Origin of the sequence: Polaromonas sp., from assembly GCF_030689685.1 — a bacterium.
GTDB lineage: Bacteria > Pseudomonadota > Gammaproteobacteria > Burkholderiales > Burkholderiaceae_C > Polaromonas.
In genome coordinates, this window is sequence record NZ_JAUYEY010000081.1 from 1 (window position 1) to 26187 (window position 26187).

The window sequence follows — 26187 nt, forward strand, 5'->3', positions numbered from 1 at the left end:
ATCAACCGTGCTTATCGGGTTAACACACCCACCCACTACCGGTAGTGACAGGTTGGGCAAAGCGAAGCGTGCCCAACGAACCGGCGCGCTGTTGGGCACGCTTCGCTTTGCCCAACCTACGGCGCCATGCCGCGAAATCACGCGCCACTACATCTAGTGGGTGGGTGTGTTAATCCGATAAGCACGCAATCAACGACTTCGGTGCGAATGAATTCGCACCCACAGACATCTCACAACACATTGAATCGTAATGAATTTATCCGTCAACTGAGGTTTCCAGGATGAATGTTCAAAACGCCGCCCGCCGCGTGCTGGCCGAACGCGACATCGAAACCAAGCTGGCCGGCGCCGCCCAACTTTGGGCGAGCTGGCAAGCCGATGCACTCTCCGTCGAAGCATCATCCGACGCCCCGCTCGACACCGCCGGCATACCCGAGCGCCCGCACCTCGCGCCGCCGGCCAGCATGCCGCGGCGGCAGTTGAACGGCCCGGAGAACCATGCCGCGCTGATCCACGCCCTCGCCCACATCGAATTCAACGCCATCAATCTGGCGCTGGATGCGGTGCAACGTTTCAGCGACTTGCCGCGTGATTTTTATGGCGACTGGCTGCGCGTCGCGGCGGAAGAGGCCTATCACTTCCGCCTGCTGCGCGATCATCTGCGCAGCCTGGGCAAGGACTACGGAGACCTGCCGGCGCATGCCGGCCTGTGGGAAATGGCCGAGAAAACTGCGCACGATCCGCTCGCGCGCATGGCGCTGGTGCCGCGATTGCTGGAGGCGCGCGGACTCGACGTGACGCCGGACATCCAGCGCAAACTGCGCGGCTTCGGCGATGCGGCCGGCGCAGACATTCTGGACATCATCCTGCGCGACGAAATCGGCCATGTCGCCGCCGGCGACCGCTGGTTTCGTTATTTGTGCGCCCAGCGCGGGCTCCAACCCGAAGCCGCCTTTCAAACCCTGCTCGCCACCCCCGGCATCCCCCGACCGCGACGGCCATTCAACGAAGCGGCACGCCTGGCGGCCGGTTTCAGCGCTGAAGAACTGGCGGAACTTGATTCCGTGCTTATCGGGCTTTCACACCCACCCACTAGGTGATTTCGCGGCATGGCAGCCGTAGGTTGGGCAGCGGAGTCGTTGTCGCTTTAGCGGCTTACGAATCAGGCGTGCCCCTTGCGGGTGCAAAGCGAAGCGTGCCCAACATCGCGCCGGTTCGTTGGGCACGCTTCGCTTTGCCCAACCTACGTCACTTCAGCGCAGAAGAACTGGCGGAACTTGATCCGATCCGAGCAACGGGATCGCCAGCCAGACGCTAGCGCCGCCGCTCAGGCGCGGCTTGATGGCGATTTTCCAACCCTGGGTTTCGGCCAGTTGGCGGGCGATGGCCAGGCCCAGTCCGCTGCCGCCGGTGGCGCGGTTGCGTGAAGGGTCGAGGCGGAAGAAGGGGCGGAACACCGCCTCGCGCAGCTCGACGGGAATGCCCGGCCCGGCATCGCGCACACCGATCAGCAGGCCGCCCGCGCCGCGCCGCCGCACCAGTTGCAGCCGCCCCGGCCCGGCGTAGCGCAGGGCGTTTTCCAATAGATTGGTGACGATGCGGCGCAACGCCAGCGGGGCGATGCGCGCCCGACAAGGCGGCGCATCGGCGCGTAAATGGGTTTGTCCGGGCGAACGGGCTTCCGCCGCTTCCAGCAATTCACCCAGCAGGGCGTCGATGTCGCTGTCTTCCGCTGCCTCGCATTCCTGCGCGCGGGCGAGTTCCAGTTGCGCGCCAATCAGGCTTTCCATCTCGGCGACATCGCGCTCCATGCGCGCCAGCAGCGGCGAATCGCGTTCCTCGGCGAGCATGCCCAGGGCCATCTTGAGGCGGCCGAGCGGGCTGCGCAGGTCGTGCGAGACGCCGGCCAGCAGCGTGCTCTGGTTCTCGCGCCGCGCTGCAAGCTGGGCGGCGGTCTGGTTGAACACCCGCGCCAGGTCGGCCAGCTCCTGTTCGCCCGATTCCGGCAGTTGCGGCGGATGCTCGCCACTGCCGATCTGGCGTGCGGCCGCCGCCAGCCGGGCCACCGGCGCGGTGATCCGACGCGCCAGCAGCCAGGCCGTGATCAGCGTGACCAGCAGGCCGGCGGCGATGCTCCAGGCCAGCGCGTGGGACGGACGCGGGGTGAGCAAGTCCTTGGCGAAGCTGAAGCGCAGCACACGGCGGGCCATGGGGATGTCGGCGTGAAAGCGTCCATCCGCTGTTTCCGTTACGCGCGGCGGGGAGCCGGGGCCGAGGCGGACGGTGAGCGCCGTGCGCAGGAAGTTGAGGTAGGGGTGATGCGAAATCTCGTCGCCCAGCGGGGCGCCCGCCTGGCGCAGTTCCAGGCCGTGGCTCAGTCGCAGTTCCGCCTGGAAGTCCGCTCGCGTGGCCGGCGGCAGTTCCACCCAGGTGCGCGCGGACAGCACCAGCAGAGCGGCCAGGTCATCGGCCGAGCGCTGCGCCAGCGGCTGCATGAGATTGAAGAAGATGGCCGCACCGGAAGCGAGCTGGAACACCAGCAGGCCCGCTGCCACGATCAGCGCGGTGCGGCGAAACAGGGAGTGGCGCGGTTTCAACCGGCGCCTTCGCCGCGCGGCGAGAACAGGTAGCCCTCGCCCCAGATGGTGCGCAGGTAAATCGGCGCTTCCGGATTCGGCTCGATTTTGCGGCGCAGACGGGTGACCCGCACGTCCACACTGCGGTCGAACGGCGCGCGTTCGTAGCCCTTGACCAGGGTAATCAGGTGGTCGCGGCTCAGCACCCGGTTGGAATGTTCGAGAAAGATCCGCAACAGGTTGAATTCGCCCGAAGTCAGGCCGATTTCGCGGCCCTCGCACACCAGAACATGGGTGGTGAGGTCGAGCCGGAAGGGGCCGAATGTGGCGACTCCGGCCGCCGCGCCGGCCTCCTTCGCCGTGTCTGCGGGGCTATTTGCGCCGCTGCGGCGCAGCACCGCGCGCACCCGGGCGAGCAGTTCGCGTGGGCCGAACGGCTTCGCCAGATAGTCGTCGGCGCCGACTTCCAGGCCGACCACCCGGTCCACCTCCTCGCCGCGCGCCGAAACGATGATCACCGGCGGGCCGCCGTCGGCGCGCAGCCATTTGAGCAGGCTCAAGCCGTCCTCGCCCGGCAGCATCAGATCGAGCACCACCAGATCGGCGGCGCGCCGGGCCAGGCTGGCGCGAAAAGCGGCGCCGTCGCCGACGCCTTCCACCTGGAAACCGCTGGCGCCGAGGTACTCCGCGACCAGCTCGCGCAGCGCCGCGTCGTCGTCCACCATCAGAATGCGTTGCTTCTCTTCTTCGCCCACTTCTCGACTCCCTCCCGCAGAGGAACGCGGGGAGACGCCATGTTACCGGCAACCACGTCAACGCCGAATGCCGCGAAACAACCTGAAACAACCTGTGGCGGCCGGGTAAAACCTTGGCAAAAGCGGCACGGGATACTTCATGCCATGAATGACGAAGCCAAAAAGCCATGAGCACTCGATTCAGTCGAATCCTTCAACTCACCCCCTGCCTGTTCGTCGCCGGTTTCTACGCCGCCGCCCATGCCGCGCCCAGCGGCGAGACATGGGCGGATGGCGAGACCGGCGGCCCGCCCGCCTCCCGTTACGGCCGCGGCTATGAGGCGCGCCAGGGGCTGGACTTGGGAGACCGCCCCGGCCGCATCGAGCGACCCGAGCACATCCAACGCATCGAACGGGTCGAGCGCATCGAACGCCTTGGCCGCATTGAACGCATCGAACGGCCTGGACGAGGCCGCTGAAGGGCGTTCGCCCGCAATCTTTTTTTCAACGTAAAGGGGTCAAACATGTTCAGGTTATCCGTTTCCGCAATGACGCTCGCATTGGTCGTTCTAGTCAGCACGCCGCTGCACGCCAGCAATAACCCGATCCCCGAAAGATCGGCGCCCGCCACGCTCTCTCCGCAGGAAACCACCGATCTGCTGTTCATGCGCGAGGAAGAGAAGATGGCGCGGGACGTCTATCTGACGCTCAACGAAGCCTGGGGCCTGGCGCCGTTCGCCAACATCGCCGCCTCCGAGCAGCGTCACATGGACGCGATGCTCAAGTTGTTGCGCACCTACCGGCTGGCCGATCCGGCGGCAGGCAATCTGGTCGGCGAATTCACCAATCCGAATCTGCAAACCCCTTACCTCATGCTCATGAACAAGGGCCGGCTGAGCGCGCTGGATGCCTTGCAAGTGGGCGGCATCATCGAGGAAACGGACATCCGCGATCTGGTCACCGCCAGCCAACGTACCACCCACGGCGACATCGACGCCACCTACGACAAGCTGCTGTGCGCTTCGCGCAATCACCTGCGTGCGTTCGCCCGCAGCCTGGAGGCGATGACCGGCCAGCCCTACGCGGCCCAGGTCGCCACCCAGGCAGAAGTGGACGTCATTCTGGAGGCGCCGATGGAACGCTGCGGCCGGCGTTGAGCGCCGTGGGAGCTACGTAGGTCGATGCGTAGGTCGATGCGTAGGTTGGGCAAAGCGCAGCGTGCCCAACATTGCGACCGGTTGTTGGGCACGCTGCGCTTTGCCCAACCTACGTAACTTGCCGATCAACCAATTGAAGTAAATTAACGTGTCATTCACAGGAGTCCAATCATGCGTAAACCCAGCACAAAGAACACCGCGTTGCTCGCGGCGGCCGTATCCCTGTTGTTCGCCACAAACGCCCAAGCCGTGGAGGGCGTGGCGCCCGTACCGGCCAGCGTGCCAGGGCGTCTGCTGGTCAAATTCAAATCCGAGGCCGATGCCGACGCGGCGCACGGCCAGGCCGGCAAGCTGGGCGTCCACGCGATTCGCCACCTGCGCGCCGGCGGCAAACCCGAGACCGCCATCGCCAAACGCTGGCGGGTGATGCATTTCGCCGACGATGCCAGCCTGGCAACGATGATGGATCGCCTTTCCCGCCTGCCCGGCGTGGAATGGGTGGAACCCGACCAGGTGGTCTCCGCCGCGGCCATTCCCAACGACAGCCGCTTTGGCGAACTCTGGGGCATGCACAACATCGGCCAGACCGGCGGCATACCGGATGCCGACCTCGACGCACCCGAGGCCTGGGATACCTTGAAAGGCGGCGCGGTGCTGGTGGCGGTGGTGGACACCGGGGTGGACTACAACCATGCCGACCTGGCCGCCAACGTCTGGAGCAATCCGGGCGAGATCGCCGCTAACGGCGTGGACGATGACCGCAACGGCTATGTCGACGACACCCGCGGCTGGAACTTTGTCGCCGATAACAACAACCCCTACGACGACAACTCGCATGGCAGCCACGTCAGCGGGACTATCGCCGCCGTCGGCGACAACGGCCAGGGCGTGGTGGGCGTGAACCGGCTGGCGCGCATCCTGCCGCTGAAATTCCTCGACGCGCAGGGCTACGGCTACACCTCCGACGCCGTGGAAGCCATCTACTACGCCATCGACCAGGGCGCGAAGGTGATGAATCACAGTTGGGGCGGCGCCTCCTACTCGCAATCCCTGGCCGACGCCTTCACCGCCGCGCTGAACGCCAACATCGTGATGGCCGTGGCGGCGGGCAATGCCAGCCAGGACCTCGACACCGTGCCGAGTTACCCGGCCGCCCTGCCGCACGCCAACATCATCACGGTGGCGGCCACCACCCACAACGACGACCTCGCCTACTTCTCCAACTACGGCGCGCTGAGCGTCGATCTGGGCGCGCCCGGCGAAGCGATCCTGAGCAGCGTTCCAGGCAACGGCTATGCCTCCTACTCCGGCACCTCGATGGCCACGCCGCATGTCGCGGGCGCAGCCTCGCTGCTGCTGGCCGCCAATGCGAACCTGAGCAGCAGCCAGGTCAAGGACATCCTCCTCGGCGCCGCCAACCCGGTCGCAGCCCTGGCCGGCAAGAGCGTGAGCGGCGGCCGCCTGAATCTGCAAGCCGCCCTCGCCGCGGCCGTTACCCAGCCCGCGGTCAACCTGCCGCCGGTGGCCAATGCCGGCCCCGATCTCGCCCTGGCCCGAGGTGCGCGCGCCGTGCTCAACGGCACGGCCTCGTTTGATCCGGATGGCACGATCGCCAGCTACGCCTGGGTGAGTTCCAACCGCACCGTGGTCAGCATCGTCGCCGGCGCCACCACCGCCACCCCCACCGTCGCCGTCTCGACCCGCGCCCGCAGCGGCACGGTGGTCACCCTCACCCTCACCGTCAGCGACAACAAAGGCGTCAAGGCGTCGGACGAAATGAGGATCACCGTGAAGTAATTTCCCGCCACTAGCAGCCTGTCGGGCTTGGGTCGTCGATAGCGAAAATCGGCCCCAGCGAGCTCGTTTTTTGCCGGATTCGCCGCCGCATAGTCACTCTATGGGGCAAGAAGCTGGCGAAAAAGGGGCCGCTGCGGTCGATTTGCAGCCGACGATTCCCAGGTCCGACGGGCTCCTAGGTGAGAGCAGCCCAATTCACTGGCGTGTCATTGGAAAACACAAGCAGGTGCAGTAACCAAAGGATGTCGTTTTGTTTGTATTGTTTGAAGAAGCCGGCAAGTTTCTGGCCGGCCGTATTTTGTCCGAGACGGACAGTTCGCTGCAGGTGGAGCTGGACTCGGGCAAACGGGTCAAGCTCAAGGCTGCCAATACGCTGCTAAAGTTTGAAAAACCCGCTCCCGCCGAGCTGATCGCCGCCGGGCAAAAAATCAGCGAAGAGATCGATCTGGACCTGGCCTGGGAGTTCGCCAGCGAGGAGGAGTTCAGCTTCGCCGAGCTGGCGCGCGACTACTTCAGCGCCGACCCATCCAAACCCGCGTCCACCGAGCAGCAGGCCGCCGCCCTGTTCCGGCTGTTCGAGGCGCCGCATTATTTCAGGCGTGCCGGCAAGGGACGTTTTCGCAAGGCGCCGGCCGAGATCCTGCAGCAGGCGCTGGTGGCCATCGAGAAGAAAAAGCAGGTGATTGCGCAGATCACTGCCTGGGCCGAAGAGCTCGCCCAAGGCAGTTGCCCGGCGCCGGTGCGCGAGCAGCTTTACAAAATCCTGTTCAAGCCCGACAAGAACAGCCCCGAATACAAGGCCGTGGTCGAGGCCTCGCGCGCCGCGCACAAGGCGCCGCTTGATCTGCTGCAGCAGGCCGGCGCGATCGCCTCGCCTTATCAGTTCCACTGGAAACGTTTCCTGTTCGAAAACTTCCCCAAGGGCACGGCCTTCCCTGCCGTGCAAGCGCCGCCCGTCAAGAACGCGCTGCCGCTGGCCGCAGTGCAGGCATTTTCCATCGACGACTCCAGCACCACCGAGATCGACGATGCGTTGTCGGTGCAGGGCCTGGTAAGCCAGGGAGGAAGTGGCACCGTCACGCTGGGCATCCACATCGCGGCGCCCGGCCTGGCCGTGTTGCCGGGCAGCCCCATCGACCTGCTCGGCCGCGCCCGCCTGTCCACCGTCTACATGCCGGGCTACAAGCTGACCATGCTGCCCGACGCGGTGGTGCAAAGCTACACCCTGCAGGAAGGGCGCAACTGTCCGGCGCTGTCGCTGTATGTGACGCTGGACGAAGCCACGCTGGCCATCAGCGGCACGGCGACGCGGCTGGAACTGGTGCCGATTGCGGCCAACCTGCGCCACGACAAACTCGATGAGGTCTTCAACGAGGCATTTTTCGAAGCGGCGGCGCAACCCGGCGCGTCACCGGCCGACGTGCGCTGGGGCATCGAGCTGTCCTTTTTGCACCGCCTGGCGCGGCACCTGAAAGCCCAGCGTGAGATCGTTCGCGGCAAGCCGGAAAACTTCAACCGGCCCGACTACAACTTCAGCCTCGACAACTCGACCGGCCAGGAGCCCGAAGGCAACGAGGCGGTCAGCATCAGCATCCGCAAGCGCGGCGCGCCGCTGGACCTGATCGTCGCCGAAGCCATGATTCTGGCCAACAGCACTTGGGGCGAGTGGCTGGCCGAACACGGCGTGCCCGGCATCTACCGCAGCCAGGCCAGCCTGGCGCCCGGCGTGAAGGTGCGCATGGGCACCAAGGCCTTGCCGCATGCCGGCATCGGTGTCAAGAGTTACGCCTGGGCGACCTCGCCGCTGCGCCGCTACACCGACCTGGTCAATCAGTGGCAGATCATCGCCTGCGTCAAACACGGCCGCACCGCTGCGCTGGCCGCACCGTTCAAGCCGAAAGACGCAGAATTGTTTTCCATCATCTCCGGCTTTGACGGCGCGTACAGCGCCTACAACGGCTTTCAGGCCGGCATCGAGCGTTACTGGACCCTGAAGTACCTGCAGCAAAACGGCATCACCGAATTGACCGCCACCGCCTTCAAGGACAACCTGGTGCGCGCCGACGACCTGCCGCTGGTGCTGCCGGCCCTGGGCGCGCAGGGCCTGCCGCGCGGCGCGAAGCTGCGCATCCGCCTGGGCGAGATCGACGAGATCACGCTGGATGTCAGTGCCACGGTGGTCGAGCGCCTGGACGTGGTCGTCGATGAGCTTGCTGCCAGGCAGGTGGACGAGGAAGACAACGAATCGGAGATCGCCGCCGGACCGATCTCGATTGCCGTCGATCTGAACGAAGCGCCGGCTGATCAAAGCCCTGTTGCCGGCGCCGCTTAGCCGCGATAATCCTCTCCTGTGAAATCACCCAGCACCCTGCACATTGCCCTGGGCTTTTCAGTCGCCCTGCATGCAGTGCTGCTGACTGTGCGTTTTGTCGATCCGGAACGTTTCAACCGCGTGTTCCAGGACACGCCGCTGGAAGTGATCCTGGTCAACGCCAAATCGAAAGAACGGCCGGACGTGGCCAAGGCGATTGCCCAGGCCTCGCTGGCCGGCGGCGGCGACACCGACAGGGGCCGCGCCACCAGCCCGCTGCCGCCTTCGGCACTGACCACGCTAGGGGACGCCGCCGAGGACGCGCAGCACAAGGTCGAGGCCATGCAGGAGCAGCAGACCATGCTGCTGGCGCAGATCAAAAAACAACTGGCATTGATGCCTCCGCCTGATCCCAAGCTGCCTTCCAGGGACGCTGCCAGGGCCGACCAGGAAGAAAAACGCAAGCAACTGATCAATATCCTGGCCGAGATCGAGCGGCGCATCAACGAAGAAAACGCGCGGCCAAAAAAGCGCTACATCAGCCCAGCCACGCGCGAAGAGGTGTATGCGGTCTACTACGACACGTTGCGCCGCAAGATCGAGGAAAAAGGCACGGTTAACTTTCCGGAAGCGGCCGGCAAGAAACTGTACGGCGAGCTGACCATGGTGCTGACCATCAATTTTGATGGCCGTGTCTTGTCCACCGAGGTGGCCGAAACCTCCGGCAGCCTGACGCTGGACCGGCGTGCCCAGAGCATCGCGCGCAGCACCGGGCCTTTCGGCGCTTTTAACGAAGCCATGCGCCGCAAGGCCGACCAGATTGTGGTGGTCTCGCGCTTCAAGTTCACGCGCGACGAAACGCTTGAAACCAAATTGACCGAACGCTGAACCGGCACCATGGATCACTACTGCGTCCTCGGCAACCCGGTTGCACACAGCAAGTCGCCGGCCATCCACGCGCGTTTTGCCGAACTCACTGGCCAGGCCATGGACTACAGCAAACAGCTCGCACCACTCGACGGTTTCACCGCGACGCTGCAGCAGTGGATTGCCAACGGCGGCCGCGGCTGCAATGTCACCGTGCCTTTCAAGTTCGAGGCTTTCCGCCTGGCTGGCACCGCCAGCGAACGCGCGACGCTGGCGCAGGCCGCCAACACGCTGAAGTTCGGGGACGGCGGGCAGATCGAAGCCGACAACACCGACGGCATCGGCCTGGTCAACGACATCCAGCGCAACGCAGGTGTGAGCCTGGCCGGACGCGACATCCTCTTGCTGGGCGCGGGGGGCGCAGCGGCCGGTGTGTTGGGGCCGCTGCTGGCGGTCGGACCGCGCCGGCTGGTGGTCACCAACCGCACCCCTGCCAAAGCGCTGGAGCTGGTGGCGCGCCATGCAGGGCATCCGTCGCTGCGTACCTTGCTACAAAAAACAGAGCTGCTCGCGCAGGAACAGCAAGGGCTGGAAGCCAATTTCGATGTGATTGTGAACGCCACCGCCAGCAGCCTGGGCGGCGGCACGGTGCCGGTCCATGCCAGCGTGCTCAAACCCGGCGCGCTGGCCTACGACATGATGTACGGCGAGGCCGCGAAAGGTTTTGCCGACTGGGCGCGGGCCCATGGCGCGGCACCGCGCGACGGTCTGGGCATGCTGGTCGAGCAGGCCGCCGAGTCCTTCGCCTTCTGGCGCGGCGTGCGGCCGCCGTCGGCCCAGGTGCTGCAGGAAATGCGCAAGGCGCTGGTATGAAAGCGCTGCTGCGCTGGGTCCTGCTGGTGCTGATCGCCGGTCTGGCCGTGCAGCTCTATTTTGTTGGCCGCATCGCACTGATGGCGCTGCTGGACCCGCAGTCCACCGCCTTCCAGCGCTCGGAGATTTACCGGCTGGCGACCGAACACGGCAGTCTGAAATGGCGTCAGCAGTGGGTGCCCTACTCAGAGCTGTCCGACAACCTCAAACGCGCAGTCATCGTTTCCGAGGACGCCACTTTTATTGAACACGAGGGCGTGGACCTGGAAGCGCTGGAAAAAGCCTGGGGAAAAAACACTCAGGCCGAGCAGCGCGCCGAAAAAGCCGCCAGTCGGCTCGGCAGCAAGGCCGCGCCGGCCGGCAGCGGCAAGGCGGCGGCCCAGCCACCGAAAATTGTCGGTGGCTCCACCATCACGCAGCAACTCGCCAAAAACCTGTTTTTGTCGGGCGAGCGCACGCTGATGCGCAAGGGGCAGGAACTGGTGCTCACCTTGATGCTCGAAGCCCTGCTCAACAAGCAGCGCATCCTGGAGATCTACCTCAACAATGTCGAATGGGGCGAAGGTGTGTTCGGCGCCGAAGCTGCGGCGCAACATTATTTCCGCAAGTCGGCCTCCAAACTCAGCGCCTACGAAGCAGCGCGGCTGGCGGTGATGCTGCCGCGCCCCAAGTACTTCGAGACCCGGCCCGGCTCCAGCTACCTGGCTTCGCGCGCCTCCACCATTGCGGCACGCATGGGCGGGGTGGAGGTGCCATGACCATACCCGCAAAACTCATGAGCCTGTTTTTGCTCGGCCTGATCCGCGCGCTGACCGGCGCGCAGGCGCGCTGGCAGGGCTGTCCGCCCAAGGCCGAACAGCGCATTTATTTCGCCAACCACCAGAGCCATGCCGACCTGGTGCTGATGTGGGCCGCCCTGCCGAGCGAGCTGCGCAGCATCACGCGGCCGATCGCGGCCAAGGACTACTGGACCCAAACACCGTTCAAGCAGTGGATCACCACAGCGGTGTTCAACGCCATCTATGTGGACCGCACCAAAACCACCGACCAGGACCCGCTGGAGCCGTTGATCGATGCGCTCGAAAGCGGCGACTCCATCATCCTGTTTCCGGAAGGCACACGCGGCAACCAGGAAGAGCCGCAGGCCTTCAAGTCCGGTCTGTACAACCTCGCGCAGAAGTTTCCGCAGGTGGTGCTGGTACCGGCCTGGATCAACAACGTGCAACGGGTGATGCCCAAGGGTGAAGTGGTGCCCGTGCCCATCCTGTGCTCGGTGACCTTTGGCGCGCCGCTGGTGCTGGAGCCCGGCGAAGAACGTGGCAGTTTCCTGACGCGTGCGCGGCAGGCCGTCATTGCGCTGAGGGATTCCTGATGAGCAGCTTTCTGCGCAACCTCACGCCCTCGCAGCAGGTCGGCCTGCTGTTCGTGATTGTGTTCGGCCTGCTGATCGCTGCCAGCATCGCGGCGCTGGTGATCTCGCTGCGCGACGACGGCGACAACGAGATACGCACCCAGGACATCAAGGAACTGACCAGCCTGCTGAACACCTCCTGGATGATGTGCACGGTGTTCTGGCTGGCCTGGGCCTCGGGCGAGACGGTGGCGACCCTGCTGTTCGCCATCGTGGCCTTTTTTGCGCTGCGCGAATTCATCACGCTCTCGCCAACCCGCCACGGCGACCACCGCAGCCTGGTGCTGGCGTTTTTTGTGGTGTTGCCGGTGCAGTTCTGGCTGGTGATCACCAAACGCTTCGACCTGGTGACCGTTTTCATCCCGGTCTATGTGTTCCTGGCGATTCCGGTGGTCAGCGCGCTGGCCAACGACCCGCAGCGTTTCCTGGAGCGCAATGCCAAATTGCAGTGGGGCATCATGGTCTGCGTTTATGGCATGAGCCATGTGCCGGCCCTGCTGCTGCTGGACTTTCCCGGCTACAGCGGAAAAAACGCTTTTCTGGTCTTCTTCCTGGTGTTTGTGGTGCAAACCGGCATGCTGGTGCAGCACCTGGCCAACCGCAAATGGCCGCGCAAGCCGACCGCGCCCCAGGTCAGCCAGAGCTTCAACTGGGCCAGCTGGCTGATCGGGCTGGCGGTCGGCGGTTTTGTCGGCGGCCTGATGTCGGGCCTGACACCCTTCAAGCCGGCGCAGGCTGTGGCCATGGCGCTGATCGCCTGCGTCGCCGGCTCGCTCGGCCATTTGGTGATGAAAGCACTCAAGCGCGACCGCGGCATCACCAACTGGGGCAGCGAAGGCAAGTCGGTCACCGGCGCCAGCGGCCTGCTGGACCGCGTTGATGCCCTGTGTTTTGCTGCGCCCGTGTTTTTCCACTCGGTTCGGTGGTATTTTGGCCTCTAGCCCATATCCTGTGGACCTGAGCAGCTATCAAAAGCAGAGCAGATGAGAATTCTTGGCATCGACCCCGGCCTGCAGATCACCGGCTTCGGCGTGATCGATGTGAATGGCCACGCGCTGACGTATGTCGCCAGCGGCACCATCAAGACCACCCACCTGGACCGCGGCAACCTGCCGGCGCGGCTCAAGGTGCTGTTCGACGGCATCTGTGAAATCACGGCACGCTACAGCCCCGACAGCTCGGCCTGCGAGATCGTGTTTGTCAATGTCAACCCGCAGGCCACGCTGATGCTGGGCCAGGCCCGCGGCGCCTGTGTGACCGCGCTGGTCAGCTGCAACATCGAGGTGGCTGAATACACGCCGCTGCAGATGAAAAAGGCGGTGGCCGGTTACGGCAAGGCCGGCAAGCCGGAGGTGCAGGAGATGGTCAAGCGCCTGCTCAAACTCCCTGGCCTGCCCGGCAAGGATGCCGCCGATGCGCTGGCCCTGGCGATCACCCATGCGCATGTGGGCGGCTCAGCAGCCATTCTAGCGCGTGCTGCGACGCTGGGCCGCACCTCCACAGCCTCGTTCAAGGACGGCCGGCACCACTGAGAAAACGGTTTTCTGGACGCCTAACCCCAGAGCAGTTCGTCGGCGATCAGGATGGCGAAAAAAACAAAGGCTGCGATCAGGGTGCCACCAAGCAGCCTGAGGCCCGTTCGTTTGTAGCGGGTGTTGGAGGTGATTGCGAACAGTGCAAAGGATATGCCGGCAGCCACCAGCAGCAACACAATGAGGATGCGGAAAAAAGCCATGCAGCTACCGGCTTACCAAGCCCGCGCCAGTTGCGCAAACCCCTGGGGTGCCTTTTTCTCGTCTTCAAAGGTCACCACTTCATAAGCGTCAGCATGTGACAGCAACTCGCGCAACAGCTTGTTGTTGAGCGCGTGGCCGGAGCGGAAAGCGCTGTAGGCGGCCAGCAGCGGCTTGCCGAGCAAATACAGGTCGCCCATGGCGTCGAGGATCTTGTGTTTGACAAACTCGTCGTTGTAGCGCAGGCCATCGGTGTTTAGCACGCGGTAGTCGTCCATCACGATGGCGTTATCGAGGCCGCCGCCGAGCGCCAGCCCATTGGCGCGCATCATCTCGACGTCCTTGGTGAAACCGAAGGTGCGCGCGCGCGCGATGTCGCGGGTGTAGGAGCCGGTGCCCAGGTCGAACTCGACGCGCTGGCCGGTGGAGTCCACCGCCGGGTGGTCGAAGTCGATCTCGAAGCCCAGCTTGTAGCCGTTGTAGGGCGACAGGCGCGCCCATTTTTCGGTCGCGCCCCGCCCTTCGCGCACCTCCACCGGCTTGAGCACGCGGATGAATCGCTTCGGGGCCGACTGCAGCTCAATGCCGGCCGATTGCAGCAGGAACACAAATGAAGAGGCTGAGCCGTCGAGGATGGGCACTTCCTCGGCCGTGATGTCGATGTAAAGGTTGTCGATGCCCAGGCCGGCACAGGCCGACATCAGGTGCTCGACCGTGTGCACCTTGGCGCTGCCGCTGGAGATGGTGGAGGCCAGGCGCGTGTCGGTCACCGCCTGCGCAGAAATGGGGATATCCACCGGCTGCGGCAAATCAACCCGCCGAAACACAATGCCGGTGTCAGGCGCCGCAGGCCGCAAGGTCAACTCGACCCGCTGGCCGCTGTGCATGCCCACACCCACCGCTTTGGTCAGGGATTTGAGGGTTCTTTGGGCGAGCATGGCGTTATTTTAGTTTGAGGCCGGACCAGACGCACCTGGTCATGCGCAATGACGCACATAGCCTGTGTGATTACGGTTCAGCTATCGAATCACTGATTGATCGAATGGAAAGTGTAGCGAGCAGCCCGAGCTTGCGTTGAGGAGCGGAGCCGTACCCAGGTACGGTGAGCACCGCGATCGGGTTGCGCAGTAGCTTTGCATCCGCCCCGCCGCCGGGCCGCCCCAAGGCGAGGCTGCCCCCTCGGGGGCAGCGTCGCACGCGCAGCGGCAAGCGTGGGGACAATATCAATCCGCTTGTTTGCGCAGAAAAGCCGGGATCTCGAAGTCGTCCATGCCGCCCGATGCCAGCGCATCGACCTTGGCCGCCGCCTGCGTGCGGTTGGTGCGCCAGACGCTGGGCACCGTCATGTTGCCGTAGTCGGGCTGGGCCGAACCCACGCTGTTGCCACCGGGATGGGCGCTGTTGACAGACCCGCCGCCCATCGCCATGTTGAGCACCGGCATATTGTCCGTGCCGGTACGCAGCACCTGCAGCGGCGGCGCCGTGCGACGTGCGCCCTGGCGGCTCAGACCGGTGGCCACCACGGTGACGCGGATGTCGTCGCCGAGTTCGTCGTCGTAGGCCGTGCCGTAGATCACATGCGCATCCGGTGACGCATAGGCGCGGATGGTGTTCATCGCCAGCTTGGACTCATTGAGCTTGAGCGAGCCCTTGGCGGCGCTGATCAGCACCAGTACACCCTTGGCGCCTGACAGGTCGATGCCTTCAAGCAATGGGCAGGCGACGGCCTGTTCGGCAGCGATGCGCGCGCGGTCCGGGCCGTTGGCGCGGGCCGTGCCCATCATGGCCTTGCCAGGCTCACCCATCACGGTGCGCACGTCCTCGAAGTCGACGTTGACGTGGCCGGGGACATTGATGATCTCGGCAATGCCGCCAACGGCGTTTTTCAGCACGTCGTTGGCATGCGCAAAGGCCTCGTCCTGCGTCACGTCGTCGCCCAGCACCTCCAGCAGCTTCTCGTTGAGCACCACAATCAGCGAATCGACATTGGCTTCCAGCTCGGCCAGGCCCAGGTCGGCGTTGGTCATGCGGCGCCCGCCCTCGAACTCGAAAGGCTTGGTCACCACACCCACAGTGAGGATGCCCATTTCTTTCGCGATACGCGCAATCACCGGCGCAGCGCCGGTGCCGGTGCCGCCGCCCATGCCGGCGGTGATGAACAGCATGTGCGCGCCGGCAATCGCCTCGCGGATGTCTTCCACCGCCATCTCGGCCGCGTCACGGCCCTTCTCGGGTTTGCTGCCCGCGCCCAGTCCGCTGCCGCCTAGCTGGATCTGCTTGTGCGCGCTGCCGCGGCCCAAGGCCTGAGCGTCGGTGTTGGCGCAGATAAACTCCACGCCCTGCACATTGCGATCAATCATGTGTTCGACCGCGTTGCCGCCGCCGCCACCCACGCCAATCACCTTGATTTGCGTGCCCTGGTTGAACTCTTCGATTTCAATCATTTCGATGCTCATGTGAGCCTCCTATCGTGTGTTTGCAGTTGCCAAAATTTTTTAGTGAAAGTCTTCAGGTGATCCAGCCTCACGCAGGGGGATCGGCGCCCCCGGAATGTTTGCAACGCGGGCTCCGCCAGACAAAAACATGATTTTTTTTCATCAGAAGTTCCCCACCAGCCAGTCCTTGACCTTGCCGAATGCGTTGTGCACGCTACCTGCCTTTTGCGCCACGCGGTGGCCGCGCATGCGCGCCAGCCGAGCCTCTTCCAGCAAACCCATCACAGTGGCAGCGCGCGGCTGGGCCACCATGTCCGCCAGCGCGCTGGAATAACGCGGGATGCCGCGGCGCACCGGCTTGAGAAAGATGTCCTCGCCAAGCTCGACCATGCCGGGCATCACCGCGCTACCACCGGTGATCACGATGCCGGACGACAAAACCTCTTCGTAGCCCGACTCGCGAATCACCTGCTGCACCAGCGAGAAAATTTCCTCGATGCGCGGCTCGATCACGCCGGCCAGCGCCTGGCGCGACAACATGCGCGGGCCGCGGTCGCCCAGCCCGGGCACCTCGACCTGAGTGTCCGGGTCGGCCAGCAACTGCTTGGCAAAACCGCTTTCAACCTTGATGTCCTCGGCATCCTTGGTCGGTGTGCGCAGCGCCATGGCGATGTCGCTGGTGATCAAATCGCCGGCAATCGGAATCACGGCGGTGTGGCGAATCGCGCCACCGGTGAAAATCGCCACGTCGGTGGTGCCGGCGCCGATATCGACCAGCGCCACGCCCAGCTCCTGCTCGTCGCGGCTGAGCACCGACAGGCTGGAGGCGAGCGGGTTGAGCATCAGCTGGTCCACTTCCAGACCACATCGCCGTACGCACTTGATGATGTTCTCCGCGGCGCTTTGCGCGCCAGTCACGATGTGGACCTTGGCTTCGAGTCGGATGCCGCTCATGCCGATCGGTTCGCGCACATCCTGTCCGTCAATGACAAATTCCTGCGGCTCAACCAGCAGCAGGCGCTGGTCGGTGGAGATATTGATGGCCTTGGCGGTCTCGATCACGCGGGCCACATCGGCCTGCGTGACTTCCTTGTCTTTCACAGCCACCATGCCGCTGGAGTTGATGCCGCGAATGTGGCTGCCAGTGATGCCGGTGTAGACCCGTGCGATCTTGCAGTCAGCCATCAACTCGGCTTCCTTGAGCGCCTGCTGGATGCTCTGCACAGTGGCGTCAATGTTGACGACCACGCCGCGCTTCAGCCCGTTGCTGTAGGCGATGCCCAGGCCCGCCAGCTTGAGCTCGCCGCCTGGCAACACTTCGGCCACCACCGCCATTACCTTGCTGGTCCCGATGTCCAGCCCGACGACGAGATCTTTGTATTCTTTGGCCATATCTTTACCTTTTTTCTTTCGCGTTTGCCTTGTCACCCAACACGGTGGTGGTGACACCCCTCAGCTTGATCGCGTACCCGTTGCCATAACGCAGGTCGGCGGACTCCAGCGGCTTGCCGAATTTGCCCGCCACCTGCGTCAGCGTGGCGGCAAAACGCGCCACGCGGTTTTCAATCTCTTCGAGCGAACCGTGCCCGAGCTCCAGCGTGGCCCCGTCGTCAAGCCGGGTGCGCCAGCTACCCCGGCTGGTCAGTTCGAGCTGCTCGATGTGCGCATCAATTTTTTCAAATACCTGTGACAGCCGGCGATAACCCTCCAGAACCAGAGCAGCCTGACCCTGGGGGCCAGTCAGCAAGGGCAGGTCCTCGGACTCCACATCACCGGAGTTGGCTTCAAAAACTTCACCGTAGCTGTTGACAAGACGGGTATCCCCTTCATGGCCCCAGTAAGCAACGGCCTGATGCTCCTGCAGCACGACGCGCAGTTGGTTGGGAAACTCACGCTGCACGACCGCCCTGCGCACCCAGGGCACCGACTCGAAGGCCGATTGAGCCCGCGCCAGATCGGTGGTGAAAAAATTGCCTTGCAACCTGGGCACCACGTTGGCGCGCAAAGTCACCGCGTTGTTGTGACTCACATCGCCGCGCACCTTGATGGCCGCGAGCCGGAACAGGTTTTGCTGCACCAGCCACCCAATGCCGAGGGCCACCAGCATGCCGACAAACGCCAGCCCCAGCAGCACGGAGGCGATGTTCATCAGCCTCACGTCCATCGGTGCGGGCTGGGTTTGGCTCATGCAGTGCCTCCTGGCTGCGGATCATGGTCCAGGCTGGCCGTGCGCAGCACTTCCAGGCACAGGTCTTCATAACTGATGCCGGCGGCGCGGGCCGACATGGGCACCAGCGAATGGCTGGTCATGCCCGGCGAGGTGTTGATCTCCAGCAGGTAGGGTTTGCGGGTGCTCGCGTCAATCATCACGTCGAGCCGGCCCCAGCCGCGGCAACCCAGCACGCGGTAGGCCTGCAGCACCAGGGCCTGGATGGCTTCTTCCTCACCCGGTGGCAATCCGCAGGGCACCAGGTATTGCGTGGTGTCGGTGAAATACTTGTTCTGGTAGTCGTAATTGCCTTCGGGCGCGACGATGCGGATCACCGGTAGCGCACGCGCGTTGTCGCCGGTGCCCAGCACCGGGCAGGTCACCTCATCACCTTCGACAAATTGCTCGCACAACACATCGGCGTCTAACTGTGCAGCCTGTTCCACCGCGCCCGCCATGCCGGAATACCCCTCGACCTTGACCACACCGATGGACGAACCTTCGCGCGCAGGTTTGACAATGACTGGCAAGCCCAGCTCGTCGGGCACCGCCATCACCTGCTTGCGGTCAAAGGCGCCGCGACGCAGCAAGATGTACTTCGGCGTTGGCAGGCCATCAGCCAGCCAGATGCGTTTGGTGGTGACCTTGTCGATGGAAATGCTGGACGCCATCACACCGGAGCCGGTATAGGCAATACCCATCAGCTCCAGCGCACCCTGCACGGTGCCGTCCTCACCGAAGCGGCCGTGCAGCGCGATAAAGCAACGCTGGAAGCCTTCACGCTTGAGATCGCTGATGTCACGCTCCGCAGGATCAAACGCGTAGGCATCCACACCGCGTGAGCACAAGGCCTCGAGCACGCCCCGGCCCGACATCAGCGAGACCTCGCGTTCGGCCGAGCGGCCACCCAGCAGCACCGCCACCTTGCCAAATTCTGGTGCTTTCAGGCTCACAGCCCTTGTCCTTTCTGCGCAGTACGCTCCGTTTTTTGTAGCAACTCCAGCAACCTGGCGGGCACCCCGCCAATCGTGCCAGCGCCCATGCACATCACCACGTCGCCGTCGAGTGCGTTGTCGACAATCGCCTGCGGCATGGCCTCAATGTCGTCAACAAACACCGGCTCGACCTTGCCGGCCACACGCAGGGCGCGCGCCAGCGAGCGACCGTCGGCCGCCACAATCGGCGCCTCACCGGCGGCATAAACCTCGGACAGCAGCACGCTGTCGGCCAGCGCAATGACCTTGACAAAATCTTCAAAGCAGTCGCGCGTGCGGGTGAAGCGGTGCGGCTGGAAAGCCAGCACCAGGCGCCGGCCGGGATAGGCGCCGCGCGCGGCGGCCAGGGTTGCCGCCATCTCGACTGGATGGTGACCGTAATCGTCGACCACCGTGAAGCTGCCGCCAGCGGGCGCCGGTACTTCGCCGTAGTGCTGGAAGCGTCGGCCCACACCCTTGAACTCAGCCAGTGCCTTTTGCACCGCCGCATCGGGAATATTGAGTTCGACGGCCACCGCAATCGCCGACAGCGCATTGAGCACGTTGTGCTCGCCAGGCAGATTCAGCACCACCGGCAGATCCAGCAGGGTCACGCCGTTGCGCCGCTGCACCGTGAAGTGCATCTGGCCGCCGACCGCCCTAACGTCCACGGCACGCACCTGGGCGTCTTCGTTGAACCCGTAGCTGGTGACCGGGCAGGACACCTGCGGCACGATGTCGCGCACCGCCGCATCGTCGGTACACAGGATGGCGGTGCCGTAAAACGGCATGCGGTGCAGGAAATCGACAAAGGCCTTTTTCAGGTTGTTGAAGTCATGGCCGTAGGTTTCCATGTGATCGGCGTCGATGTTGGTGACCACCGCCATGACGGGCAACAAGTTCAGGAAGGAGGCATCGGACTCGTCAGCCTCGACCACGATGTAGTCGCCAGACCCCAGCTTGGCATTGGCGCCGGCGCTGTTCAAGCGCCCGCCGATCACAAAAGTGGGGTCCAGCCCGCCCTCGGCCAACACGCTGGCGACCAGGCTGGTCGTGGTGGTTTTGCCATGGGTGCCGGCAATCGCGATGCCCTGCTTCAGGCGCATCAGCTCGGCCAGCATCAGCGCGCGCGGCACCACCGGGATGCGTTTATCGCGCGCCGCCAGCACCTCGGCGTTGTCGGCCTGCACAGCGGTTGAGGTAACAACCGCATCGACGTTGGTCAGGTTGTCTGCCGCGTGGCCAACAAAGGTCTTGATGCCCAGGCTGGCCAGACGCCGCAAGGTGGCACTGTCAGACAGGTCGGAGCCTGAGATCACATAGCCGAGGTTGTACAGCACCTCGGCGATGCCGGACATGCCGGAGCCGCCCAGGCCGATGAAGTGGATGTGTTTGATCGCGTGTTTCATGTCGCCAGCTCCTCACAGGCGGCCACCACTTCTGCGGTGGCATTTATTTTTTGCATCTTTTGAGCCTGTAGCCCATGTTCCAAAAGGGTGGAGCGCTCTGTTTTTTGTAGCATTTCTGCCAGGTATTGCGGGGTCAGCGCCTGCTGCGCCACCAGCCAGCCGCCGCCCTGGTCCACCAGGAAAGCCGCGTTGCGGGTCTGGTGGTCGTCCACCGCCGCAGGGAACGGCACAAACAGTGCGGCCGCGCCAACGGCGGCAATCTCCGTCACCGTGCTGGCGCCCGCGCGGCACACCACCAGATCGGCCTCGGCAAAGGCACCGGCCGTGTCCTCAATGAAAGGTGTCAGTTCGGCTTCCACCCCAGCAGCGCGGTAGTTCTCGCGCAGCGCGTCGATCTGACTGGCGCCGCTCTGATGCAACACATGGGGACGCAGCTCCCGCGGGATCAGGGCCAGCGCCTGCGGCACGATGCGGTTGAGCGCCTGCGCGCCCAGGCTGCCACCGACCACCAAGACTTTCAGCGGCCCGCTGCGGCCGGCAAAACGGGTTTGCGGATCCGGCTGCTGCGTGAATGCAGGCCGAAGCGGATTGCCCACCCACTGCGCGTTTTTCAGCACGTCCGGAAAGGCCGTGAACACCCGGTCGGCGACACCGGCCAATACCTTGTTGACCATGCCGGCCACCGAGTTCTGCTCATGCAGCACCAGCGGTTTGCCCAACAACACACTCATCATGCCGGCCGGAAAAGCAATGTAGCCGCCCAGGCCCACCACCACATCGGGTTTGACACGGCGCACCACCGCGATGCTTTGCCAGAAGGCCTTGAGCAAGCGCATGGGCAGCAAGGCCAGCGTGACCGGCCCCTTGCCACGCACGCCGGAAAAATCAATGGTTTCGAACGCAAAGCCGCGCGGTGGCACCAGCTGGCTTTCCATGCTGGGCCGTTCAGCCGTGCCCTTGCCGCCCAGCCAGTGCACGCGCCAGCCGCGCTCGCGCAGGGCTTCGGCCACGGCCAGGCCCGGGAAGATGTGGCCGCCGGTGCCGCCAGCCATGATGAGGGCACATTTGTTCATGGTGTCACCTCTTGCGCCCTCTCCCAGAGGGAGAGGGAAAAAGAAAGGCTGGCGCACAAACGCTGGATTAGAGGTGGCACAGCGCTCATGGTCGCCCCCCTCTCATCAACGGCGTTGGCGCGCCGCAGCGCTGCGCGCTGAATCGATTTTGGTGAAACAGGCTTTTCATGCGCGGCCTCCGCGCATCAAAAGCCTGTTTTCATAATCAATCCGCAGCACCACCGCCAGCGAAATCAGGTTCATCAAGATCGCCGACCCGCCGTAACTCATGAGCGGCAGGGTCAGGCCCTTGGTCGGCAGCGCACCCAGATTCACGCCCATGTTGATAAAGGCCTGGAAACCGATCCAGATGCCCACGCCCTGCGCGACCAGGCCGGCAAACAGGCGGTCCAGCGCGATCGACTGGCGACCGATGTGCATGATGCGGCGTGTCATCCACATGAAGGCGCCGATGACACACAACACACCCAGAAAGCCGAATTCCTCGCCAATGACCGCCAGCAGGAAATCGGTGTGTGCTTCGGGCAGCCAGTGCAACTTCTCGATGCTGCCGCCCAGACCCACGCCAAAAATCTCGCCGCGTCCGAAGGCGATCAGCGAGTGCGAAAGCTGGTAGCCCTTGCCCATTGAATATTTGTCGCTCCAGGGATCGAGGTAGGCGAAAATCCGCTCACGGCGCCAGTCGCTGAGCATCACCATCAACGCGAACGCGATCACCACCACCGTGGCGATGACAAAAAACATGCGGGCGTTGACGCCACCCAGAAAAAGAATGCCCATGGCGATCACCGAGATCACCATGAAAGCGCCCATGTCCGGTTCGGCCAGCAACAGCAGGCCGACGATGCCGATGGCCACCGCCATGGGCATGACGGCGCGGAAGAAGCGTTCCTTTACCTCCATCTTGCGCACCATGTAGTCGGCGGCATACAGCAACACCGCAAACTTGGCGAGTTCCGAGGGCTGGAAATTCATGAATCCCAGCGAGATCCAGCGGCGTGCGCCGTTGACACCCTTGCCAATGAAGGGGACCAGCACCAGCATCAGCAGCACCAGCGAGGCCACAAATAGCCAGGGCGCGAGCTTTTCCCAGGTTGCCACCGGCACCTGGAAGGCCAGCAGGGCCACCGTAAAGGCCACGCCCAGCGAGAGGGCGTGGCGCAGCAGGAAGTGGGTGTGTGCGTAACGCGCAAACTTCGGGTTGTCCGGCATGGCGACAGAAGCGGAATACACCATCACCAGGCCCCAGACCAGCAGCGCCACCGTAACCCAGATCAGTGACTGGTCCACGCCCGACATGCGCACCGGCGCAGACGCCGTGCGCGAGGAGCCCTGTCCGCCCAGGCGGACCGGCAGGCCGTCGGTGGCTGCGCCCCCCAGGCCGGAGAACCAGCCGGCAAGGCGTGTGGCGACGGTCACGACACCACCCCCGCATCGCGTGCGAGCGCCTGCACAGCATCGCAAAACACCTGGGCGCGGTGCCCATAATTGTCGAACATGTCAAAACTCGCGCAGGCTGGCGACATCAGCACAGCGTCGCCGGTTTGCGCCTGACCTGCGGCCAGGTCTACGGCGGCCTGCATCGAGTCGGCATCGAGAAGGCTCACGCCTGTGCCTTCCAGCGCAGCGCGTATCTGCGGCGCATCCCGCCCGATCAGCACAACGGCCCGAGCGTACCGTCGCACCGGATCGGCCAGCGGTGAAAAATCCTGGCCCTTGCCATCCCCGCCCGCGATCAGCACCAGCTTGCGTTCAGCGCCCAGGCCGGTCAGCGCTGCCACCGTGGCGCCGACATTGGTGCCCTTGCTGTCGTCGAAGTACTCGACGTCGTTGATCACCGCCACGGGCGTGACGCGGTGCGGCTCGCCCGCGTAATCGCGCAGGCCGTGCAACATGGACGCCATGGTGCCGCCCACGGCGCCGGCCAGCGCCAGCGCAGCCAGCGCGTTGGTGGCGTTGTGGCGTCCGCGCAGGCGCATGGCTTCGACCGGCATCAGGCGCTGGATGTGCAGCACCACTTCTTCATCCTTGTATTGAGCGCCGCCGAGCCGCCCCAAGGCGTGAACGGCCCCCTCGGGGGGTAGCGAAGCGTGGGGGCGTTTTTTCTTGACGGTTTCATCAGCTTCGGCAGCACGCACCAGCCAGGCCATGCCATTGACGGTCTCAATGCCGAAGTCACCTGGCCGCTGCGGCATTTCTAGCCCGAAAGTGAAGTACTCGCGCCACTGCGGCTTTTGCGACTTGACACGCACGGGTGGAACTTTTTGCTCCCCCACGCTTGTCACTGCGTGTGCTGCGCTGCCCCCCAAGGGGGCTTTCGCGCCTTGGGGCGGCCCGGCGGCGCTCGGCAACATGGCCATCACCGCCGGATCATCGCGATTGAGCACCAGCAAACCCTTGCTACCGAAGATGCGCGCCTTGGCCGCGCCGTAGGCCGCCATGCTGCCGTGCCAGTCGAGGTGGTCCTGCGTCAGGTTCAGCACCGTGGCCGCAGTGGGCTCGAAGGCCTGCACACCGTCGAGCTGGAAGCTGGACAGCTCCAGCACCCAGACCTCGGGCAAAGTGCCCGCATCGATGTGCCCGGCCAGCGTGTCCAGCAGGCTGGGGCCGATGTTGCCCGCCACCGCCACCGTCTTGCCCGCATGGGCCACCAGTTGGCCGGTGAGCGCCGTGGTGGTGGTTTTGCCGTTGGTCCCGGTGATCGCCAAGACCTGGGGCTCATAAACACGCGTTCCCCGGAGGTCCACGAGCGCCTGCGCGAACAGGCTCAACTCGTTGCCGCAAGGCAGGCCCTGGGCCTGGGCGGCATCCAACACCGGCGCGACTGACGCCGGCGACAGGCCTGGGCTCTTGAAAACAGCACGAATGTCATTGCCTGCAACCAAGCCGGGCTCGAAAGAACCGGCACGGAATTCCACCTGCGGCAATTCCGCCTGCAACTGCGCCAGTTGGGGAGGGCTCTCGCGGGTATCGGCCACCGTGACGCGCGCGCCCTGGCGCACACACCAGCGCACCATGGCCAGTCCGGAAGCGCCCAAGCCCAGGATGAGAACATGCTTGCCGTACAGGGACGACAGTGCCGCCTCACCGGAGGGATCGGCGGCCGCAGGCACAAGGTCGTCATCGTTGCCTGGTGCGGTTTCATCGGCCAACGCTGGCAGGTCATTTGCAGATTGTTCGGAGGCAGCGACCTCGGCAAACAGTTGCGCCACAAAAGCAGCCGCGTCGCGCGCGGCCGTCAGGGTTTCGGGCAGAGAACGCGGGGCCGCCTTACCGGCCACTTCAGCGATCGGGGCTTGCACTGCCGGCTCTGCGGGCGATGTATCTGCGGGCAAGTCCAGTGCAGACTCCGGCACGTGCACCGACGCGACCTTCAGGAGAGGTTGTTCGGGCAGATCGCCGGGGTTGGTGGATTCGTTGGTGTTCATCGCAGTTTCAGCGTGGACAGGCCGATCAGGCACAGCAGCATGGTGATGATCCAGAAACGCACGACCACCTGCGTTTCCTTCCAGCCGTTCTTTTCAAAGTGGTGATGCAGGGGCGCCATCTTGAACAGGCGCCGGCCTTCGCCATAACGCGCGCGGGTGTACTTGAAATACATCACCTGCAGCATCACCGACAGTGCCTCGACGACAAAAATGCCCCCCATGATGGCGAGCACGATTTCCTGGCGCACGATGACCGCAATCGTGCCCAGTGCTGCGCCTAGGGCCAACGCGCCCACATCGCCCATGAAAACCTGCGCGGGATGGGTGTTGAACCACAAAAAGGCCAGGCCCGCACCGGCCATGGCCGAGCAGAAAATCAGCAACTCACCCGAGCCGGGAATGTGCGGGAAGAACAGGTACTTCGAATACACCGCGCTGCCGGTCACATAGGCAAACACGCCCAGTGCGGAGCCCACCATCACCACGGGCATGATCGCCAGACCATCGAGACCATCGGTCAGATTGACCGCATTGCTGGAACCGACGATGACCAGGTAGGTCAGCAGCACAAAGCCGAACACACCCAGTGGGTAACTGATTTCCTTGAAGAAGGGCAGTTGCAGGCCGGCCTTGGGCGGCAAGTTCACGTCAAAGCCGGACTGCACCCAGCTAAAAAACAGCTCCAGCACGCGCAGGTTGGAACTCTCTGAAATGCTGAACACCAGGTAGAGCGCCGCCAGCAGGCCAATCATCGACTGCCACAGGAACTTTTCTCGCGAGCGCATACCTTCCGGATCCTTGTGCACAACCTTGCGCCAATCGTCGGCCCAGCCGACGGCGCCAAAACCCAGCGTGACGACCAGCACAATCCAGACGAAGCGGTTGCTCAGGTCAAACCAGAGCAAGGTCGAGATGCCGATGGACAGCAGGATCAGCACGCCGCCCATGGTGGGGGTGCCGCTTTTGCTCAAATGCGTCTGCATCGCGTATTCGCGGATCGGCTGCCCGATTTTCAAATGCGTGAGGCGCCGGATCACAAATGGGCCGGCAATCAGGCCGATCAGCAAGGCCGTGAGCGCAGCCATGACCGCGCGAAAGGTCAGGTACTGAAACACCCGGAAGTAGCCGAATTCCGGCGACATGGTTTGCAGCCACTGGGCCAGGCTAAGCAGCATGGGGTGCCTCCTGCCGAGCCGCCTC

The 26187-nt window shown here is 64.2% G+C and carries 24 protein-coding genes; 11 read left to right on the forward strand and 13 right to left on the reverse strand.

Features of this window, described 5'->3' with window-relative positions; translation table 11 throughout:
* The first annotated feature begins 281 nt into the window (after positions 1-281).
* Positions 282-1100, forward strand: a complete 819-nt coding sequence (locus Q8O29_RS17695; protein WP_305565192.1) for a ferritin-like domain-containing protein — start codon at positions 282-284, stop codon at positions 1098-1100.
* A gap of 153 nt (positions 1101-1253) precedes the next feature.
* On the opposite strand, the gene Q8O29_RS17700 is transcribed toward Q8O29_RS17695, so the two are convergent.
* Both Q8O29_RS17700 and Q8O29_RS17705 read right to left on the reverse strand, forming a co-directional pair.
* Positions 1254-2597 (reverse strand): ATP-binding protein, encoded by a 1344-nt coding sequence (locus Q8O29_RS17700; protein ID WP_305565194.1) that lies wholly within the window; start codon positions 2595-2597, stop codon positions 1254-1256.
* Positions 2594-3331, reverse strand: a complete 738-nt coding sequence (locus Q8O29_RS17705) for a response regulator (protein ID WP_371134270.1) — start codon at positions 3329-3331, stop codon at positions 2594-2596. The genes Q8O29_RS17700 and Q8O29_RS17705 overlap by 4 nt, the downstream gene beginning before the upstream one ends.
* A gap of 167 nt (positions 3332-3498) precedes the next feature.
* Between Q8O29_RS17705 and Q8O29_RS17710 the strand changes: the two genes are divergently transcribed.
* From Q8O29_RS17710 to ruvC, 10 genes are all read left to right on the forward strand, one after another.
* Positions 3499-3789, forward strand: a complete 291-nt coding sequence (locus Q8O29_RS17710; RefSeq protein WP_305565196.1) for a hypothetical protein — start codon at positions 3499-3501, stop codon at positions 3787-3789.
* 45 nt (positions 3790-3834) lie between these two features.
* A complete protein-coding gene (locus tag Q8O29_RS17715) occupies positions 3835-4467 on the forward strand; it encodes a DUF2202 domain-containing protein (protein ID WP_305565197.1) in 633 nt (210 codons plus the stop codon).
* A 171-nt stretch (positions 4468-4638) separates the two neighbouring features.
* Positions 4639-6264 (forward strand): S8 family peptidase, encoded by a 1626-nt coding sequence (locus Q8O29_RS17720; RefSeq protein ID WP_305565199.1) that lies wholly within the window; start codon positions 4639-4641, stop codon positions 6262-6264.
* A gap of 250 nt (positions 6265-6514) precedes the next feature.
* On the forward strand, positions 6515-8596 hold the full coding sequence (locus Q8O29_RS17725) for a ribonuclease catalytic domain-containing protein (RefSeq protein ID WP_305565201.1): 2082 nt from the start codon (positions 6515-6517) through the stop codon (positions 8594-8596).
* A gap of 18 nt (positions 8597-8614) precedes the next feature.
* Complete coding sequence (locus Q8O29_RS17730; protein WP_305565203.1) at positions 8615-9463, forward strand: energy transducer TonB; 849 nt, start codon at positions 8615-8617, stop codon at positions 9461-9463.
* A 9-nt stretch (positions 9464-9472) separates the two neighbouring features.
* Complete coding sequence (gene aroE, locus Q8O29_RS17735; RefSeq protein WP_305565205.1) at positions 9473-10315, forward strand: shikimate dehydrogenase; 843 nt, start codon at positions 9473-9475, stop codon at positions 10313-10315.
* Positions 10312-11073 (forward strand): transglycosylase domain-containing protein, encoded by a 762-nt coding sequence (locus tag Q8O29_RS17740; RefSeq protein ID WP_305565207.1) that lies wholly within the window; start codon positions 10312-10314, stop codon positions 11071-11073. The genes aroE and Q8O29_RS17740 overlap by 4 nt, the downstream gene beginning before the upstream one ends.
* Positions 11070-11687: a 1-acyl-sn-glycerol-3-phosphate acyltransferase gene (locus tag Q8O29_RS17745; RefSeq protein ID WP_305565209.1), complete on the forward strand. Its 618-nt coding sequence runs from the start codon at positions 11070-11072 to the stop codon at positions 11685-11687. The genes Q8O29_RS17740 and Q8O29_RS17745 overlap by 4 nt, the downstream gene beginning before the upstream one ends.
* Positions 11687-12667, forward strand: a complete 981-nt coding sequence (locus Q8O29_RS17750) for a phosphatidate cytidylyltransferase (RefSeq protein WP_305565211.1) — start codon at positions 11687-11689, stop codon at positions 12665-12667. Before Q8O29_RS17745 ends, Q8O29_RS17750 begins: the two co-directional genes overlap by 1 nt.
* Before the next feature lie 42 nt (positions 12668-12709).
* Complete coding sequence (gene ruvC, locus Q8O29_RS17755) at positions 12710-13258, forward strand: crossover junction endodeoxyribonuclease RuvC (protein WP_305565213.1); 549 nt, start codon at positions 12710-12712, stop codon at positions 13256-13258.
* Between the two features lie 20 nt (positions 13259-13278).
* Here ruvC and Q8O29_RS17760 read toward each other — a convergent pair whose 3' ends face one another.
* The 11 genes from Q8O29_RS17760 to mraY form a co-directional block, all read right to left on the reverse strand.
* Positions 13279-13461: a hypothetical protein gene (locus tag Q8O29_RS17760; protein ID WP_305565215.1), complete on the reverse strand. Its 183-nt coding sequence runs from the start codon at positions 13459-13461 to the stop codon at positions 13279-13281.
* A gap of 12 nt (positions 13462-13473) precedes the next feature.
* Positions 13474-14397, reverse strand: a complete 924-nt coding sequence (gene lpxC / locus Q8O29_RS17765; RefSeq protein WP_305565217.1) for a UDP-3-O-acyl-N-acetylglucosamine deacetylase — start codon at positions 14395-14397, stop codon at positions 13474-13476.
* 285 nt (positions 14398-14682) lie between these two features.
* Positions 14683-15915, reverse strand: coding sequence for a cell division protein FtsZ (gene ftsZ, locus Q8O29_RS17770; protein WP_305565219.1), 1233 nt, complete (start codon positions 15913-15915; stop codon positions 14683-14685).
* A 141-nt stretch (positions 15916-16056) separates the two neighbouring features.
* The gene (gene ftsA / locus Q8O29_RS17775) at positions 16057-17286 is read right to left on the reverse strand and encodes a cell division protein FtsA (protein ID WP_188707774.1); all 1230 of its coding nucleotides are present in this window, start codon (positions 17284-17286) and stop codon (positions 16057-16059) included.
* A gap of 4 nt (positions 17287-17290) precedes the next feature.
* Entirely contained in the window at positions 17291-18082 is a 792-nt protein-coding gene (locus Q8O29_RS17780) for a cell division protein FtsQ/DivIB (protein WP_305565222.1), read from the reverse strand.
* Positions 18079-19056, reverse strand: coding sequence for a D-alanine--D-alanine ligase (locus Q8O29_RS17785; RefSeq protein WP_305565224.1), 978 nt, complete (start codon positions 19054-19056; stop codon positions 18079-18081). The genes Q8O29_RS17780 and Q8O29_RS17785 overlap by 4 nt, the downstream gene beginning before the upstream one ends.
* Positions 19053-20486 (reverse strand): UDP-N-acetylmuramate--L-alanine ligase, encoded by a 1434-nt coding sequence (gene murC, locus Q8O29_RS17790; protein ID WP_305565225.1) that lies wholly within the window; start codon positions 20484-20486, stop codon positions 19053-19055. Before murC ends, Q8O29_RS17785 begins: the two co-directional genes overlap by 4 nt.
* Positions 20483-21559, reverse strand: coding sequence for an undecaprenyldiphospho-muramoylpentapeptide beta-N-acetylglucosaminyltransferase (gene murG, locus Q8O29_RS17795; protein WP_305565227.1), 1077 nt, complete (start codon positions 21557-21559; stop codon positions 20483-20485). Before murG ends, murC begins: the two co-directional genes overlap by 4 nt.
* 165 nt (positions 21560-21724) lie before the next feature.
* Entirely contained in the window at positions 21725-22978 is a 1254-nt protein-coding gene (gene ftsW, locus Q8O29_RS17800; protein WP_305565229.1) for a putative lipid II flippase FtsW, read from the reverse strand.
* On the reverse strand, positions 22975-24987 hold the full coding sequence (gene murD, locus Q8O29_RS17805; RefSeq protein ID WP_305565230.1) for a UDP-N-acetylmuramoyl-L-alanine--D-glutamate ligase: 2013 nt from the start codon (positions 24985-24987) through the stop codon (positions 22975-22977). The genes ftsW and murD overlap by 4 nt, the downstream gene beginning before the upstream one ends.
* The gene (gene mraY, locus Q8O29_RS17810) at positions 24984-26162 is read right to left on the reverse strand and encodes a phospho-N-acetylmuramoyl-pentapeptide-transferase (RefSeq protein ID WP_305565232.1); all 1179 of its coding nucleotides are present in this window, start codon (positions 26160-26162) and stop codon (positions 24984-24986) included. Before mraY ends, murD begins: the two co-directional genes overlap by 4 nt.
* Between the last annotated feature and the right edge of the window lie 25 nt (positions 26163-26187).